This window comes from Nostoc sp. C057, assembly GCF_013393925.1.
In the GTDB taxonomy this organism is placed as follows: domain Bacteria; phylum Cyanobacteriota; class Cyanobacteriia; order Cyanobacteriales; family Nostocaceae; genus Nostoc; species Nostoc muscorum_A.
The window spans coordinates 6,028,740-6,043,854 of record NZ_CP040281.1 but is presented as its reverse complement, the minus strand read 5'-3'; the positions used below and the strand labels follow the sequence as shown (position 1 = coordinate 6,043,854).

The window sequence follows — 15,115 nt, the reverse complement described above, 5'->3', positions numbered from 1 at the left end:
CACTTAACACACAGTTAGAAAACTCAGTAACTAAGCATACCAGCTACCCTTTGGGTAAGCCTGCATGAAAATTCAGAGCAACGCTAGGCGCTACGCTACTTAGTTGGTTGAATTATTGACATCGCCTTGAATGCGATTACGGAAATCTTCTATTGTCAGTTTTAACCCCTCTTGCAGAGGAATGGTAGGTTCCCAATTTAACAAAGTCTTTGCCTTAGTAATATCAGGCTGGCGACGACGGGGATCGTCCGAAGGGAGTGGCTCAAATTTAATCTGTGCGTCTGGATTGATCATGTTCTGCACAGCTTGTGCCAATTGTAAAATTGTGTATTCACCAGGATTACCCAAATTTACTGGGCCAACATAGTCGCTATTCATCAGACGGATGAATCCTTCTACCAAATCAGAAACGTAGCAAAAACTCCGAGTTTGCGAACCATCGCCATACACGGTTAAAGGATTACCTCGCAAGGCTTGAACTATAAAATTGCTTACTACCCGACCATCGTTTTCTAACATTCTCGGGCCGTAGGTGTTAAATATTCGCACAACTCGAATATCAACTTTATTTTGTCTGTAGTAATCAAATGCTAAAGTTTCAGCAATTCTTTTACCTTCGTCGTAGCATGAACGTATCCCAATGGGATTGACGCTACCCCTATACTCTTCAGTTTGGGGATGAACTTCTGGATCTCCGTATACTTCACTAGTTGAAGCCAAGAAAAATCTAGCTTTCACACGTTTAGCCAGCCCCAACATATTCAGGGTTCCCATGACGTTAGTCTTAACGGTTTTAACTGGGTTGTACTGGTAATGTACTGGTGAAGCAGGGCAAGCTAAATGGTAAATTTGATCCACTTCTAACCGAATTGGTTCGGTAATATCGTGGCGGATCATTTCAAAATACGGATGACCTAACCATTTAAGAATGTTACGTTTATGGCCAGTGTAAAAGTTATCCAAGCATATTAATTCATGCCCATCGGTCATTAATCGGTCGATGAGATGGGAACCAATGAACCCAGCACCGCCCGTCACCAAAATTCTCATAGTTTCCCAGTTACTTACAAATATTTTCAGTACCTATTGCACTTACTTTTAGATTACCCAGCTTGGGGACAAAAATACAGAACTCAAAAAAGAACAAGGCTTAATCAAAAAGTGTTATTGAACTTACTTATTTTGCTATGGTTATAGTCTTGTGATGTTTTTACCTGCTTTTTTAACAATTTAACTAGCAAAATAACAAACTTAGTCTCAATATTGTTAGTCTTCCACTTAAAGTTCATCAAATCTTCAATAATATAAAATGTTTTTACGGTTATTGCTGTTCTCAGTTGGATGCAAAGCAGTGAAGAATTGACCGTAGGAATATCTATATATTCTTACAGTCAATTCTTTTGTTGCAAAGCTTTTTTTCAATACAGATCGCAGCCCCAGTTCACTCAGATAGACTAAAATCTGCTTGATATTATACAGCAGATGTAATACTAGTAACCGTGTTAGACATAACTATATTTGTGGTTTGGGTGCGCTGCGGTTCTCCAAGCATGACAATGGAGCAGGTTAGTTGTCTGGCTAACTGGGTTGTAACATCGCTAATGGCTAACCCTCCAGGACTGGTACGATTGCGTATAAAAGGTAAAACTACTAAATCATATAATCGTGCTGCCTGCAAAATTGCTTGGGCAACATTTTCATGAGCGATAATTTGAATTTCTGGAGCATTAGCCAAAGCTAAATTAGATACCATTAGGGAGAGATGCGATCGCCTCCAAGCAATTTTACTGGAACTCGTGCGGCGATCGCACACATTTAGCACAGTAATGTGGCTCTGATTTGCCTCTGCCAACATCTGGGCAAATTGTACAGGCTGTAATATGGGTGCTGTTAAGTTTTCTACGGGTACTAAGATGCGCTGAATTTTTTTCGGTGATTCTACTAGACGTGTTACTGCTACTGGGCAATGGGATGCCCAAAGCACACCATCAATCACATTCCCAAATAAACGCGCTCGTAACCCAGTCCGTTTACCCCAACCCATCACAATTAAATTAGCCTTTTGTTCGCGGGCGGCTCGGCTAATTCCTTGAGCAAAGGCATCATCAATTCGCAGCATTGGTTCTGCGGTAACACCTAATAATCGACTGTGTGCCGTGGCTTTAGTCAATAACTGCTCACTGCGTTGTAGAGAAGCTTCTAACTGTGGTGCATCCATCTGAGCCGCAGCAGTTGCGATCGCCAGTGGTATAATTTTTCCCTGAGACTGACGCGCTAATAAGGCAGCCATTTCAATTAAATGCTGTTCGGTATGAGGATTATAGACAGGTACAACTATCGTAAAAGCGCTGTCTGTCTCTGGTGCATTCTGGTCAGATAGAGGTAGTGCCGGATCTTCCTCTGCTAAGGAATTCAAACCAACAGCTATTCGACTGGTTATCAACGGCCCCAAAGTTGATGTGACAACCATTAAGACAATGACACTGTGTAATACTTCTAGTGGCAGCAACCCAGCCCGATATCCCACTAACGTAGCTGCTAAGGTTGTACCAACCTGGGGAAGTGATAGCGACCAGATGGTTAACGTTTCTTGCCACTTGTAGCGGTAAAGCAGTTTTGCCAACAAAGCTGCAATCAATTTACTGGCAATCAACCCGACTATCATCAACAGCGTTAACTTGAGCGTATCCAGGTTGTTCACAAAGGTGGATAGATTGATCAGTAAGCCAAGGTCAACAAAGAAAATGGGAATAAACAACACACTGCCAATAAATACCACCTTTTCTTTGACAGGGCCTTCACCCACAGCTTCATTCACCGCTAAACCCGCTAAAAAAGCACCAACTATTTTTTCTACCCCAATCAATTGAGCGCCTACAGCCGCCAGAAATACGGAAAGTAATACAAACAAAAACTTGTTTCCTTCATCATCTCCAGACCGCTTGAAAAATTCCTTACCTGCCCAATCAAAGCCTGTAACAACGGCAACAGAGTAAATAATTAACCAACCCGACAAGGTGAGTAGTTTAGCAAAGCTGAATGCTCCAGCATGAGTGATGCCTACACAAACACCTAAGATCAGCACTGCCCCAATATCTGTAAAAATCTTAGCTCCAATGGTGACAGTAACAGCTTTATTGTTTACTACTCCCAAACGGCTGATTATGGGATATGCCAAAAGAGTATAGGAAGTGAATAAAGAGCCAATTAAAATTGAAGTATTCCAGCCATAGCCTAAAATCAGCCCTACTAAGGTTCCCATTATCAGGGGGACAAGGAAAGTCAAGCTGGCAAAGCCAAAGGCACGACTTTTTTGCCGACGGAACTTTTCGAGATCAATTTCTAGCCCGGCGACAAACAGTAAATAAATTAACCCAATCTCTGATAGCAGGTTAATCATCGGTGAGTCAGACTGAAATAAATTCCAGCCTGAAGGCCCAAGTACTAGCCCTGAGAAAACCAAACCCACTAATCCTGGTAATCTTAGCCGCTCAAACATGATCGGGATAACTAAGATAACCACCAGCAAAATAGCAAAGGGAACAATTGGTTCCTTGCCAAGAACTTGGGAAGTTGGTTCCAGAACAAGAACTTGTGATATGAGTTCCATAGGTAGGAATTGAAGGGGCTATGGTAAAACTGCGATTACCTGGAGGCGATCGCCTGATGGATATAAAATGGGTAAGCCACCTGACGAAAAATTAAAAATATTAACTTACACTAACTAGGCAATGGTCTAAGAACTAACTACCTACGGATGGATTTGACTTAAAATAAACCGCAAGCGATCGTAGTCGTCTTTAAGTAGCACGCTTAGGTTACGTCCAGCTTTAATTAACCATTCTCGGTCAGCTTTGCGTAATTGGTATACATCTCGAATGGCAGCTGCGGTCAAGGACTCGACTGGCGCACCGTTAATACAAAGTAATGTCCGCAAAAAATCTAGTTCTTCAGTAAATTTAACGATCGCTTCTGGTTCACACCGATAAACAGCTTGATGAATTTGCGGGGGACGGGGTGGTAGATACTGATATATTCTTTGGTTATAACCTCGATTCTGGGAAGATTGTTCAAATCCCACGATCGCAGCCCTAAATTCTGTTCTCAACATGGCAAATATCTGGGGTTGTTCCTCGCGTAAGTCTTGCAGTGACAACCCCAAAGCCCTAGCTCGGTGTACTGAATCTATAGGCATAGTAGTAGCATAATATACCACACCATAAACTTGATTCCCAGATTCTTCATCCACAGAGCAAACCCAACTACCAAAGGGTGGCATGGAGGGAAAGCTTAAATCTTCTGGTTCCAAACACTGAGCTAGAAATTCAGTACTAGTAGTTTCAATCACCTCCGCAATGTGGTTGGGATGGCGATCGCCAGTAGCAAACTGTGGTAGTGGGAGGCGCATAGTAATTTAGTCATTGGTGAGCCAGCGCGGTCTTCTCTACGAGACGCTGCGCGATGGGGGTTTACCCCATGAGTGACTGGCGTTAGCGCAGCGTTAGCGAGGAACGAGCGTCACCCGTAAGGGTCATTAGTCATTAGTTTTTGCCAAAGGACAAAGGACAAATGACTAATGACTAATCTTATTTGGCTTTTTTCCGTCCGGCTATGGTTTCTACGAGTTCCAATTCGCTTAGGCGAAAGGTAACTAATTTATCCCAGTTACCACCTTCAAATAATACGGCTACTTTACCATCGGTCAGTCGTTGCACGAGTCCTTCGTAGCGATAATAGGTATCTGCGGGATTCTTGACGCGAACAGTTGCTCCAGGCAGAATCATGTTTTTAGCCTCGCTTGTTTCCTGTTATATAGCTTAATACTTCTCATTAGTCATTTGTCGTTAGTTCTTACAAATGACTAATGACCAATGACTAATGACCAATGACGAATCAATAATACTTCTGCCTTTGGCGAAAATTTGCTACCGATTCTACTATTCCCAAGGAAATGAAGTTGGTCAGCATAGCAGAACGCCCATAACTCATCCAAGGTAAAGGTATTCCTGCCACAGGTGCTAAACCTACAGTCATGCCAACGTTCACAATCACCTGAAACACGATCATAGATAAAACGCCAATAGCCAACAAGGAACCAAAGTTATCTTTGGCGGTTTGGGCAACATGCAGCAGACGGAGGCAAATTAAGCAGAAGACAAACAGCACTAACAAACAACCAACAAAACCGAATTCTTCTCCGACTGCGGAGAAAATAAAGTCTGTATGCTGTTCAGGTACAAAATTCAGTTGCGTCATTGGCCCCTTGAACAGACCCCATCCCCAAATTTCACCAGCACCAATGGCAATACGAGATTGGATTAAGTGATACCCAGCACCAAGTGGATCGTGGTCGGGATCCATGAATACAGTTAGCCGAGCTTTTTGATATGGTTTTAGAATATGGTTCCAAGCGAAGACTCCTAATTCGCCACCCAGTATATTGAGAGTCCACGCACCGATCGCACTGCAACCAAATCTACGCCAAGGGAGAGTTTGCCAGCCCAAAATAGCCATCGCAAATGACCAAACTATTCCCAATGGGCCAAAAGATAGTTCTTTGAATAAAATTATTGGCTCTGATAAAGGCCAAGATATACTAAACAAAATGGCCGCAACCACAGGAGAAATCAGCAGAATTAACCAGCCTGGGTTAGCATTTGCCCAATAAAGCATTCCTAAGACGATCGCACCAAATACCAATGATGTTGCTAAATCTGGCTGCAAAAATACTAATCCCCAAGGTATGGCGGTAATTGCCAGAACCCGGAAAACACCTTCAAGGCTAGAAGCAGTACGCCTGTGTAGCAAAGCTGCTAAGGTAACGATCATGCCGACTTTGGCAAATTCTGAGGGTTGCACGTTAAAGCCGGCGATACTAATCCACCTCTGTGCCCCTTTAGCGCTAGTACCAGCAATCATCACCGCGATTAAGCTGAAATTCGTTAGTGAGTATGTTACCCAGTGCCACTGCATTAAGAGTTCGTAGCGGATGCGAGATAAAAAGAGGGCTATAAGCACACCGATACCCGCTACCATCCAGTGCCACCACCAGTCAGTTACTGGTTGCTTCAGTTCCGTACTGAGGATCATGATGCCACCAAAGATACTGACAGCAACTGGCAAACAAAATAGTAGCCAATCTACATTTTGCCAGGGCTTAACCCAAGACTTCCAGCGAATTTTGGGGAGCGATCGTTTTAATAACATTGTGCCAATTTAGACTTTTTGAAGTGTTGGGAATTGGGAATTGGGAATTGGTTATTTTAGCTGTCTCTCTAAAGTTGTGATCTGTTGACTTGTCTTTTGTTTTCCTTTTCTCCATTCCCCATTCCCCATTCCCCATTCCCCATTTCCCATTTTTAGTATTCCCAGGACATAGCCCAGGAAGCAGATAGAAATTAAAAATTAATTATGTCAACGCAGCAACTGATACTTTACCAGCAATGGTAAGAGCGATCGCAGTTAATGCTTTTGCCGAAGCTGAATCTGGATCGCCAACAACTATGGGCACACCACTGTCACCGCCAACTCGTGTGGAAATCTCTAGTGGCACGCACCCCAGCAGTGGCACTCCCAATTCGGCGGCGGTTTTGGAGCCTCCACCGGAACCAAAGATGTCATAGTGCTTATCTGGTTGATCGGGGGGGATAAAATAGCTCATATTTTCCACGATCCCCAATACCGGGACATTCATCTGCTGGAACATCCGCAATCCCTTGCGAGAATCTAATAGGGCTACAGTTTGCGGTGTGGTGACAATTACCGCCCCGGCCATTGGAACTGCTTGAGTTAAAGTTAACTGAGCATCTCCGGTTCCCGGTGGCATATCTACAATCAAATAATCCAGTTCTCCCCATTGCACTTGATAGAGAAACTGGCGAATTACGCCATTAAGCATAGGCCCCCGCCAAATGACTGGTTGATCTCGGTCAATCAAAAAGCCCATTGAAACTAATTTGACACCGTGATTAAAAGCAGGTTCCAAAATATCACCTGTTTCAGTGGAACGCACCACAATTTGAGCATCAGCTAGACCCAGCATAGTGGGATCGTTGGGGCCGTAAATATCAGCGTCTAACAAACCAACTTTCGCCCCAGTTTGAGCTAGAGCCACTGCTACATTCACCGCCACCGTACTTTTACCAACGCCACCTTTGCCACTGGAAACAGCAATAATATTTTTTACGCCAGAAATACCAGTGCGATCAGGCAAACTTTTTTGTTGGGGTGTTTCTGCGGTTACTTCTATGCTGACATCTGTAACACCCGGTAGCTTTTTGACAGCTTTCTGACAGTCTTCGACAATAAATTCACGTAAAGGACAGGCAGGAGTGGTTAACACTAAAGTGAAACTAACCTTGCCACCGTCAATTTTGACGTTGCGAATCATATTCAGTTCCACCAGACTTTTGCGGAGTTCTGGGTCTTCCACTGGACGCAAAATTTCTAGGACAGAGCGAGAATCGAGGACATCGTACATAAAAATTCAAAATTCAAAATGAATAAATACACTTGTGGCGAACATCTTAGCTATTAACTTGATGTTTTCTTAAGTAAGGTCAGCTTAGTGTTTTCACTGTCAATGCCGTAATAAAACTTAGCAAATAGCATTATTACCTAATAGAATCTTAACTTTCTTTGGGCATTGGGCATTAGCCTGGATTTCTCACAAGTGAGAAATCCAAGGGGTGTGAGAAGTGTGGGAGGTGTGGGAGGATGGGGAAGAAGTCTTACGCCCCACACTCCCCACACTCCCCACACTCCCCACACTCCTCTTCTCCCTCTGCCTGCTCCCCTTTATCTAAAAATCAAAACAACTGTCATCAAGAGATTTCTTCTTCCCAGATACCGTTGGCAATGCCGTCTTTTCTGCTGCTTCTACTAAAGACCGTGCTACGCGGTCTACATAAGGACGGGATAAAGACCAAATCAGGGGCGATAACCACCCCCGTAGCGTTACAGAATAAGATAAACAAGTGCCACAAACAGTTGACTCTACTTGATAAGTCACCCGTTCTTCTATTCCTGGAATTGCCAGCACTCGGATACTCAGCATCTCTCTGTGATTGACACGCTCTACAAAAATACGGATGGGAATTGGCGAAAAGCGTGTTACAGCATGAAAAATCAATCCTGGTTTGGGTACTAATCCGTAGGGTACATTAGTACTCTTAAGTAGTGGATGCCAGGAAACATCTGTTAAGTCAGCAACTTTTTGCCACAGTTCATCTACAGAAGCAGAACTAATTTCTCGATATGTCCGCACCAGAGAAGCGCAAAACCGACGACGTTTGCGGTGGATGAATTTGGATAACCAATCTTGCATTTTCCTAATCCTCCTCCCTAGACACTTTCTGGTAACTCTGGTATTGTGTGCAACTACGCTCAGTTCCTGAAGTACCAAATGAGCGAAATAGTTAAAATTAACAAAATAAAACTCAGTCAATATACAAGCCTATACGCATTTGAGGGAAAATAACTCTAGTGATGGCCATCAATCGTATAAATGCTTAACCAGTAAGAAAAAAGCGGGTTGGGCAAATAGAGCTTGATTGTTGGCGCGTGTTTCCCCCAAATTTTTAAAATTAAGAAATTTGTGGCTTTCTGGAAATTGTAATTTAGGTTCGGGAATCTATGTTGACCAACTCGCAAACACCAACTGTAGCAGCAGAATCATCCAAGTCTTTGCCAGCACCTGACGCTCAGACTAGAGTCAGTCAGTTTATGAAACAACTGCAAGACGAAATTACTGAATCATTGGCAAAACTAGATGGTGTGGCTAAGTTTAATGAAGATAGCTGGGAACGCCCTGAAGGGGGTGGAGGGCGATCGCGCGTGCTGCGAGAAGGTGCAATATTTGAACAAGCAGGTGTAAACTTTTCTGAAGTTTGGGGTTCCCATTTGCCAGCCTCAATTTTAACCCAACGCCCTGAAGCCGCAGGACATGGCTTTTATGCCACGGGTACTTCAATGGTATTACATCCTCACAATCCTTACGTGCCCACAGTTCATCTAAATTATCGCTACTTTGAAGCGGGGCCAGTGTGGTGGTTTGGTGGTGGTCTTGACTTGACACCTTATTACCCGTTTGCTGAAGATGCGTCACATTTACACAAAACGTTAAAACAGGCTTGTGACAAACATCACCCAGAGTATTACTCAGTATTTAAGAAGTGGTGTGATGAATATTTTTACCTCAAGCATCGTGATGAGACACGAGGCGTAGGTGGTCTATTTTTTGATTACCAAGATGGTCAAGGTGTTTTATATCGCGGGCCAAATCCCGATGGAGAAGCAGCTATTTATAGCAACCAGGTGGGAACACCAGCAACCCGCAATTGGGAAGATTTGTTTGCTTTTGTGCAAGACTGTGGCAGAGCATTTTTACCAGCCTACGTACCTATTGTAGAACGGCGACATGGGATGGAATATGGCGATCGCCAACGGAATTTTCAACTCTATCGCCGGGGACGGTATGTAGAATTTAACTTGGTTTATGACCGAGGTACTATTTTTGGTCTGCAAACCAACGGACGCACCGAATCAATTCTCATGTCCCTACCACCTTTAGTACGCTGGGAATACGGCTATCAACCGGAACCCAATACACCCGAAGCCGAGTTGTATGAAACCTTCCTTAAGCCTCAAGATTGGATCAACTGGACACCACCTCAATAGTGCTGTACATGGATAGCGGAGCCTTGAGCCTGTGCTGAGTTAGGAGTTAGGAGTTTCCCTATCTCCTTCATTTTCCTAGTCTTTGCCACTCCCTCGTTTAAAATTGCTACTCAGTACTGATTTAGTGAGTTAAACTACTAAAGTTAAGCACCTAGCAGAAAAAGGTGACAATTTTAGCTATAGCTTGTTAATCTCAAGTGACAGCGTTAGACAATTCTGTAACTACCTAATCTTAAGAGGAATGCCACGGGGAGGGCTTTAGTGATTCATATAGACCAAAAAACTTATACAACCCAAGACGGAAACACCGTTATTGTCCTAACACCAGCAGGTCGCCTAGACATTACCACTGCTTGGCAATTTCGCCTGAAGTTACAAGAGTGTATTTCTAAACTCAGCCGCCATGTAGTTGTAAATCTGGCTCAGGTGAATTTTATTGATAGTTCTGGCCTCACGTCTTTGGTAGCTGGAATGCGTGATGCTGATAAAGTCAAGGGCAGTTTCCGCATCTGCAATGTACATCCAGAAGCCAAACTCGTGTTTGAAGTGACGATGATGGATACTGTCTTTGAAATCTTTGAAACAGAAGATGAAGCTTTAGAAGGTGTACCTCGTAGTATGGCTAGCTAAAAAAGAGTTAGGAGTTAATAGAAACTTCATAACTCGTAACTGATGAATGATAGGTTTATCTTATTGAATACTGATTCCGCTTGGTGTAGCGATAAGGGCCCATAATCGCTCCCCAAGTTGCTTTTCCAGTTTCTGAATCAATTCCTTTGTCGTAGCTGTGAAATTCTGCCGCAGTGGTTTCAAACCCCAAGGAAACATAGATGCTATTACCAAGATAAGTAAAGCTGCAACGAGTGTCTGGTTGTGGTGTGGCGGTAAACTTATAGCGATCGCCAGCTAATGCTTCGTGAGTTACTGTTAGGATACAACCTGGTAGTAAATCTAATTGTTCGGGTGTCAGTGTGTTCAGTAGAGCAGGGTTATTGCCTGCGCCTCTTAACGCATCTGGATCTTGAGGTATATAGTATTGTACTTCCAGAGATGTGTGAGAGTTGCGACCCTGACGCAACCGCATAATTCGCTGACGGTAAGGTTTATCTAGGTTAATCACGCTAGCTTGTTCGGCAAACAAGGTGATGCTATCTTCTGTGAACAAATTCACTGGTCTTTGCCACATTCGGAGATGGACATACCAAACTGGTTCTTCTATAGCTTGTTCTCGATTATCAAATTCACCAGCTAGGTACTCACCTAAAGCAATTAACTGTGGCGAGAAGTTCATAAATTCAATAAACAAATCATTAAGGAGAAATATTTCTGGCTAGTTTTTTAGAGGAAAAGGTCTTAATCCCCTGTGGCTACTAGCTTATAAAATACTTTTGATTTGTTTATATTGTAGATGAAACCGTCACAAGTCAAAAGCTCAACTTGGCAAAGTAGCCTTTAAGCGAGAAAATAAAGATACGTCGCCCTTAACATTTTCTTTGTGAATAACGTCCGTACTGTCTCTGATACAAAACGAACTTTTTACAATCTTCACACCCGTCCGATTAACACTATTTATCGTCGGGTAGTAGAAGAATTGATGGTAGAAATGCATCTGCTGTCAGTAAATATCGATTTTAGCTACAATCCAATTTATGCCTTGGGTGTCGTCACAACTTTTGACCGCTTCATGGAAGGCTATCAACCAGAACGGGATCAAGAATCAATTTTTAACGCCTTATGTCAGGCTATAGAAACAGATCCACAAAGCTATCGACACGATGCCCAAAGATTGCAAGCTGTAGCTAAAGGTTTGCCTGTTAAAGATTTAATTGGGTGGCTAGCCCAAACTACTTACTTAGATAGAGATACTGACTTGCAAACACAACTGCAAGCGATCGCCAACAATCCTAACTTTAAATACAACCGTTTGTTCGCAATTGGTTTATTTTCGTTATTAGAACAGTCAGATCCTGAATTAGTCAAAGATCAAAAGCAACTCACTGAAGCGCTAAAAGCGATCGCAGCTGGCTTGCACGTATCTGATGACAAACTCAACAAGGATTTGGAATTATACCGTTCTAACCTAGATAAGATGGCGCAAGCGCTGGTAGTTATGGCAGATATGCTCTCAGCCGATCGCAAAAAACGCGAACAACGTAAACAGCAATCAACAACTCCCGTTGCTCCCCCAAGTTCCAACGAATAGTTAGGAGTTAGGAGTTAAGAGTTATTAACGATTAACTCCTACCTTCTAACTCATCACTATTGATTTTAAACACCCAATAATTTGTAGATTAAGCTGTTAATTATAGTCAGCGTAAATGCTCCAATAACAGCACTCCAAATACCGTAACGTAAGCGGAAGCCCTCTACTAACCAAGCAGCAATACTAAAACAAACTACGGCAATCATAAATGTGAAAATGCCGGAGAGTAAATCCAACGTAAGTAAATTGGGGACTGCAAAAACGAGGCTTAAAATCGGTCTGACTATTGCCGTCACGATACCAAGCACTGCGGCAGAAAGAAAGGCTTTACCAGGAGTATCAATTTCAACTCCTAAAGGTAATTTACTAATTATCAACAGGCTGATAGCTGTTACTACCCAAACAATTAAAAGCGTAACGATATTCATGCCACAACCCCTGAAACGTGAATGGCAATTGGTGATAAATTCCTTCAGTTTATCGGTGGAAAAATCTTTAAAGCTCAACCAATTATTTGTAAGTTAGCAGAAATTTCATTGCTAACTGAATTTTGTTTTAGATATCTTTAGGATTGAGAAAAAGCTCCAGGGGCAGAGGGGCAGGGGAGCAGGGGAGCAGGGGGCAGGGGTATACAGCACTTCCGTCTGTTATAAGGTACACTAGATTAAAATATAAATACTTTTAAATGAAGTCATACTCTGTCGAGCTTCGAGAAAAAATAGTTGCGGCACATCTTCAGAAAAACATCTCAATCAGGAAAGTAGCTAATATATTTTCCGTCTCAAATAGTTTAGTCCAAAAGCTTGTAAAACAACAAAAAGTTGAAGGAAATTTACAATCCAAGCCGCGAGGAAAGCCACAATTTAGTCATCTAACAAATGCTGACATAGAGTTGACAGAATTAGTTGCATCACATCCAGATGCAACATTAATAGAATTGTGTGAATTATTTGCAGACAAGACTGGCAATTTCGTAGGTCGAAGTGCAATGTGTCGTGCGTTACAGAAATTAGGATTAAATCGGAAAAAAAAACAAAGCGGAGTACCCAAGCAGGCACGGAGAGAGTCCTGAATTTAAGATTAGATTTTTGGGAAAAGGTCAAACATATAGAGCCAGAAAATTTAGTATTTTTGGACGAAACTGGCGTTCTACTTGGTTTAACAAGGACTCATGCCCGTTCACAAATTGGAACAAGAGCTTACTCTCTTAACCCCTTCTATCGGGTATCAAAAGTTACAGTAATTGGAGCAATTAGTATTAAAAAAGTAGTCGCATTAATGACAATGAATAATTCAATGGATGGCGTTGCAAATGATGTATTTATTGAGAAGTTTTTAGTACCAGAGTTATGGTCAGGAGCAGTCGTAGTGATGGATAATTTATCCGCGCATAAACTCGATTCAATTGTGCCAATGATTGAAGCTGTCGGCGCTTCAGTTCTTTGTTTATCCCCATATTCTCCCGATTTTAATCCAATTGAATTATGGTGGTCACAACTCAAATCTTTCTTACGCAGTTTTGCTCCAACTACAACAGAAATGGTTGATAAACTAATATCAGTTGCACTCGACTTAATAAATCCTCAACATTTAAGAAACTGGTTTGCTAATTGCTGCTACTGTACCTCATAACAGCCGGAAGTGCTGTAAAGAAGAGACAAGGAAGAGGGGGAGCAGGAGAGAGACTTATTCAATAATTCCCCCTTGTCCCCTTGTCCCCTTGTCCCCCTGTCCCTCTGCCCCTCTGCCTCTCTGCCCCTCTGCTCCCTATTTCACCTTTTAAGAGGTGGTTGCGTTTGTTTGGGTGCTACAGGGGCTTGGGATGCTGGTGGGTTGGAAATACCAGGATTTATAGGACTGATGCCTTGCCCGGTTGGAGGCTGACTTACACCAGGTAAGGGTACGGAATTAGGTGCTAAGGGAAATTTAGGGGTAATATTCCCTTCTGGATTAATGCCTGGAACTGGTGCTATACCAGGATTGACTGGGAAAGAGGGAATATTAGGTTGGTTGAGTGAGTTTGTGGGTGGTTGAGATGGGCCAGGAATAATTCCTAAAGAAACGCGATCGCCTCCTACTTGCCGTAGCAAATCCAATGTCTCAATTACATCATTGTAAGTGGCTGTCCGCGAAGCATTTAGCACCACAATAGCACTGGGGTTTGCTTGGAGATACTGTTTTAGTCTCGCTCCCAAATCGTCGCGTTTTACAGGCTGTTTTTCTATGTAAGTATTGCCAACGGCATCGATAGTTACAATCAGACTTCCGCTCTGTGATGTTATTGCAGATACTGTACTTGGGCTGGCTTTGGGCAAATCGACATTTATTGCCTGTTGCCGTGTAAATTGTAAAGCCGCCAACAAAAAAAACGTCAGGATACAAAAAACGACATCAATTAAAGGGATGATTTGAATTTGGACTTCTTCAATTGGGGTATGTAGATTAACTTTCATTTTCTCAATTTAATCGCCTGCTTGGGGTTTAATTCTTGACTAATTAGGTAAATTCGGGGGTTCAGGAGGTTCAGGCAACCTAGTCTTTCCTGGCTTGCGGGGTGGAGTGAAATTTTCCCGGACAATTGGTGATGTAATATTACTAAAATCAGGGGGAGACTGGCGGTAGAGTAATTCCATCTCATTCCCTGCTTTCCGAAAAACTTTGACTTGGTTGACTACAAAACTTTGAAATAGGCGATAAAATACCAAGCTAATAATGGCAACTATTAACCCAGTTGCCGTACTAATTAAGGATTCACCAATACCAGTAGTCACCCCGGCAGTAGATTCAGTTCCCAAATCGCCAATCCGAATTGAGCGCAGAGAATGAATTAAACCTAAAACAGTACCCAATAATCCCAGCAGGGGCGCGAGGGCAATCACAGCTTCTAAAAGCTTTTCGCCCCGCCGCATTCCAGCCAATTCATCTTCTGCTGTAGCCTCAAGTGCTAGTCGAAAGGTTTCCACATCAGTTTTTGGAAAACGTAAGGGGGCATAGAGAAAACGCCCGACAGGTTGATGGCTTGCTTGTTTGGCAATGTCAGCAGCTTCTTGCCAATTATCTTGGGCTGCATCCAGAATGCGATCAACTATTTGCTTTTCCTGAGTCAAAATTCGCAACCAGAACCACAGACGCTCAAAAATCACACTCAAAGATAGAATCGACAGGACAAGTAAAGGCCACATCGCTGGCCCGCCCTTATAAAATAAATCTAAAATATCCACTGTTTAAGTTTCC

At 42.7% G+C, this 15,115-nt stretch carries 16 protein-coding genes; 5 read left to right on the top strand and 11 right to left on the bottom strand.

Translation table 11 applies throughout. The features are described from left to right. Positions 1 to 99: 99 nt before the first annotated feature. The 7 genes from FD724_RS26005 to FD724_RS25975 form a co-directional block, all read right to left on the bottom strand. Positions 100 to 1,050, bottom strand: a complete 951-nt coding sequence (locus tag FD724_RS26005; protein WP_179074582.1) for a UDP-glucuronic acid decarboxylase family protein — start codon at positions 1,048 to 1,050, stop codon at positions 100 to 102. Between the two features lie 421 nt (positions 1,051 to 1,471). Next, positions 1,472 to 3,610 (bottom strand): cation:proton antiporter, encoded by a 2,139-nt coding sequence (locus tag FD724_RS26000; protein ID WP_179074581.1) that lies wholly within the window; start codon positions 3,608 to 3,610, stop codon positions 1,472 to 1,474. A 141-nt stretch (positions 3,611 to 3,751) separates the two neighbouring features. Then, positions 3,752 to 4,408: an HAS-barrel domain-containing protein gene (locus FD724_RS25995; RefSeq protein WP_012411448.1), complete on the bottom strand. Its 657-nt coding sequence runs from the start codon at positions 4,406 to 4,408 to the stop codon at positions 3,752 to 3,754. 178 nt (positions 4,409 to 4,586) lie between these two features. After that, positions 4,587 to 4,784 carry an NAD(P)H dehydrogenase subunit NdhS gene (locus FD724_RS25990; RefSeq protein ID WP_012411449.1) on the bottom strand — a complete coding sequence of 66 codons (198 nt, stop codon included), beginning with the start codon at positions 4,782 to 4,784 and terminating at the stop codon, positions 4,587 to 4,589. 109 nt (positions 4,785 to 4,893) lie between these two features. Beyond that, positions 4,894 to 6,207 (bottom strand): rod shape-determining protein RodA, encoded by a 1,314-nt coding sequence (rodA, locus tag FD724_RS25985; protein WP_179074580.1) that lies wholly within the window; start codon positions 6,205 to 6,207, stop codon positions 4,894 to 4,896. A 202-nt stretch (positions 6,208 to 6,409) separates the two neighbouring features. Further along, positions 6,410 to 7,480, bottom strand: a complete 1,071-nt coding sequence (locus FD724_RS25980; RefSeq protein ID WP_163933343.1) for an Mrp/NBP35 family ATP-binding protein — start codon at positions 7,478 to 7,480, stop codon at positions 6,410 to 6,412. Between the two features lie 321 nt (positions 7,481 to 7,801). Next, positions 7,802 to 8,326 (bottom strand): SRPBCC family protein, encoded by a 525-nt coding sequence (locus FD724_RS25975; protein WP_163933347.1) that lies wholly within the window; start codon positions 8,324 to 8,326, stop codon positions 7,802 to 7,804. Positions 8,327 to 8,634: 308 nt separating this feature from the next. Between FD724_RS25975 and hemF the strand changes: the two genes are divergently transcribed. Both hemF and FD724_RS25965 read left to right on the top strand, forming a co-directional pair. Continuing rightward, positions 8,635 to 9,678 (top strand): oxygen-dependent coproporphyrinogen oxidase, encoded by a 1,044-nt coding sequence (gene hemF / locus FD724_RS25970; protein ID WP_179074579.1) that lies wholly within the window; start codon positions 8,635 to 8,637, stop codon positions 9,676 to 9,678. A 261-nt stretch (positions 9,679 to 9,939) separates the two neighbouring features. Continuing rightward, positions 9,940 to 10,308: an STAS domain-containing protein gene (locus FD724_RS25965; RefSeq protein ID WP_163933353.1), complete on the top strand. Its 369-nt coding sequence runs from the start codon at positions 9,940 to 9,942 to the stop codon at positions 10,306 to 10,308. A gap of 55 nt (positions 10,309 to 10,363) precedes the next feature. Here the strand turns inward: FD724_RS25965 and FD724_RS25960 are convergent, their stop codons facing one another. After that, positions 10,364 to 10,969, bottom strand: a complete 606-nt coding sequence (locus FD724_RS25960; protein WP_179074578.1) for a chromophore lyase CpcT/CpeT — start codon at positions 10,967 to 10,969, stop codon at positions 10,364 to 10,366. 204 nt (positions 10,970 to 11,173) lie between these two features. Here FD724_RS25960 and psb29 point away from each other — a divergent pair, with 204 nt between their 5' ends. Next, complete coding sequence (psb29, locus tag FD724_RS25955) at positions 11,174 to 11,881, top strand: photosystem II biogenesis protein Psp29 (RefSeq protein WP_179074577.1); 708 nt, start codon at positions 11,174 to 11,176, stop codon at positions 11,879 to 11,881. A 65-nt stretch (positions 11,882 to 11,946) separates the two neighbouring features. Here psb29 and FD724_RS25950 read toward each other — a convergent pair whose 3' ends face one another. After that, the gene (locus FD724_RS25950; RefSeq protein WP_012411457.1) at positions 11,947 to 12,309 is read right to left on the bottom strand and encodes a phage holin family protein; all 363 of its coding nucleotides are present in this window, start codon (positions 12,307 to 12,309) and stop codon (positions 11,947 to 11,949) included. A 257-nt stretch (positions 12,310 to 12,566) separates the two neighbouring features. Here FD724_RS25950 and FD724_RS25945 point away from each other — a divergent pair, with 257 nt between their 5' ends. After that, positions 12,567 to 12,953, top strand: a complete 387-nt coding sequence (locus tag FD724_RS25945; protein WP_179071816.1) for an IS630 transposase-related protein — start codon at positions 12,567 to 12,569, stop codon at positions 12,951 to 12,953. A gap of 59 nt (positions 12,954 to 13,012) precedes the next feature. Continuing rightward, positions 13,013 to 13,513, top strand: a complete 501-nt coding sequence (locus FD724_RS25940; protein WP_179071815.1) for a transposase — start codon at positions 13,013 to 13,015, stop codon at positions 13,511 to 13,513. A 140-nt stretch (positions 13,514 to 13,653) separates the two neighbouring features. On the opposite strand, the gene FD724_RS25935 is transcribed toward FD724_RS25940, so the two are convergent. Continuing rightward, complete coding sequence (locus FD724_RS25935) at positions 13,654 to 14,334, bottom strand: biopolymer transporter ExbD (RefSeq protein ID WP_179074576.1); 681 nt, start codon at positions 14,332 to 14,334, stop codon at positions 13,654 to 13,656. A 39-nt stretch (positions 14,335 to 14,373) separates the two neighbouring features. Further along, positions 14,374 to 15,102 (bottom strand): MotA/TolQ/ExbB proton channel family protein, encoded by a 729-nt coding sequence (locus tag FD724_RS25930; protein WP_179074575.1) that lies wholly within the window; start codon positions 15,100 to 15,102, stop codon positions 14,374 to 14,376. Between the last annotated feature and the right edge of the window lie 13 nt (positions 15,103 to 15,115).

What these genes read in the sequence shown, in the direction of transcription:
- FD724_RS25995 (WP_012411448.1), bottom strand. Translation starts at nt 4,408, where the DNA reads ATGCGCCTCCCACTACCACAGTTTGCTACTGGCGATCGCCATCCCAAC.
- FD724_RS26000 (WP_179074581.1), bottom strand. Translation starts at nt 3,610, where the DNA reads ATGGAACTCATATCACAAGTTCTTGTTCTGGAACCAACTTCCCAAGTT.
- FD724_RS25960 (WP_179074578.1), bottom strand. Translation starts at nt 10,969, where the DNA reads ATGAACTTCTCGCCACAGTTAATTGCTTTAGGTGAGTACCTAGCTGGT.
- FD724_RS25945 (WP_179071816.1), top strand. Translation starts at nt 12,567, where the DNA reads ATGAAGTCATACTCTGTCGAGCTTCGAGAAAAAATAGTTGCGGCACAT.
- FD724_RS26005 (WP_179074582.1), bottom strand. Translation starts at nt 1,050, where the DNA reads ATGAGAATTTTGGTGACGGGCGGTGCTGGGTTCATTGGTTCCCATCTC.
- hemF (WP_179074579.1), top strand. Translation starts at nt 8,635, where the DNA reads ATGTTGACCAACTCGCAAACACCAACTGTAGCAGCAGAATCATCCAAG.
- FD724_RS25975 (WP_163933347.1), bottom strand. Translation starts at nt 8,326, where the DNA reads ATGCAAGATTGGTTATCCAAATTCATCCACCGCAAACGTCGTCGGTTT.
- rodA (WP_179074580.1), bottom strand. Translation starts at nt 6,207, where the DNA reads ATGTTATTAAAACGATCGCTCCCCAAAATTCGCTGGAAGTCTTGGGTT.
- FD724_RS25990 (WP_012411449.1), bottom strand. Translation starts at nt 4,784, where the DNA reads ATGATTCTGCCTGGAGCAACTGTTCGCGTCAAGAATCCCGCAGATACC.
- FD724_RS25980 (WP_163933343.1), bottom strand. Translation starts at nt 7,480, where the DNA reads ATGTACGATGTCCTCGATTCTCGCTCTGTCCTAGAAATTTTGCGTCCA.
- FD724_RS25950 (WP_012411457.1), bottom strand. Translation starts at nt 12,309, where the DNA reads ATGAATATCGTTACGCTTTTAATTGTTTGGGTAGTAACAGCTATCAGC.
- FD724_RS25935 (WP_179074576.1), bottom strand. Translation starts at nt 14,334, where the DNA reads ATGAAAGTTAATCTACATACCCCAATTGAAGAAGTCCAAATTCAAATC.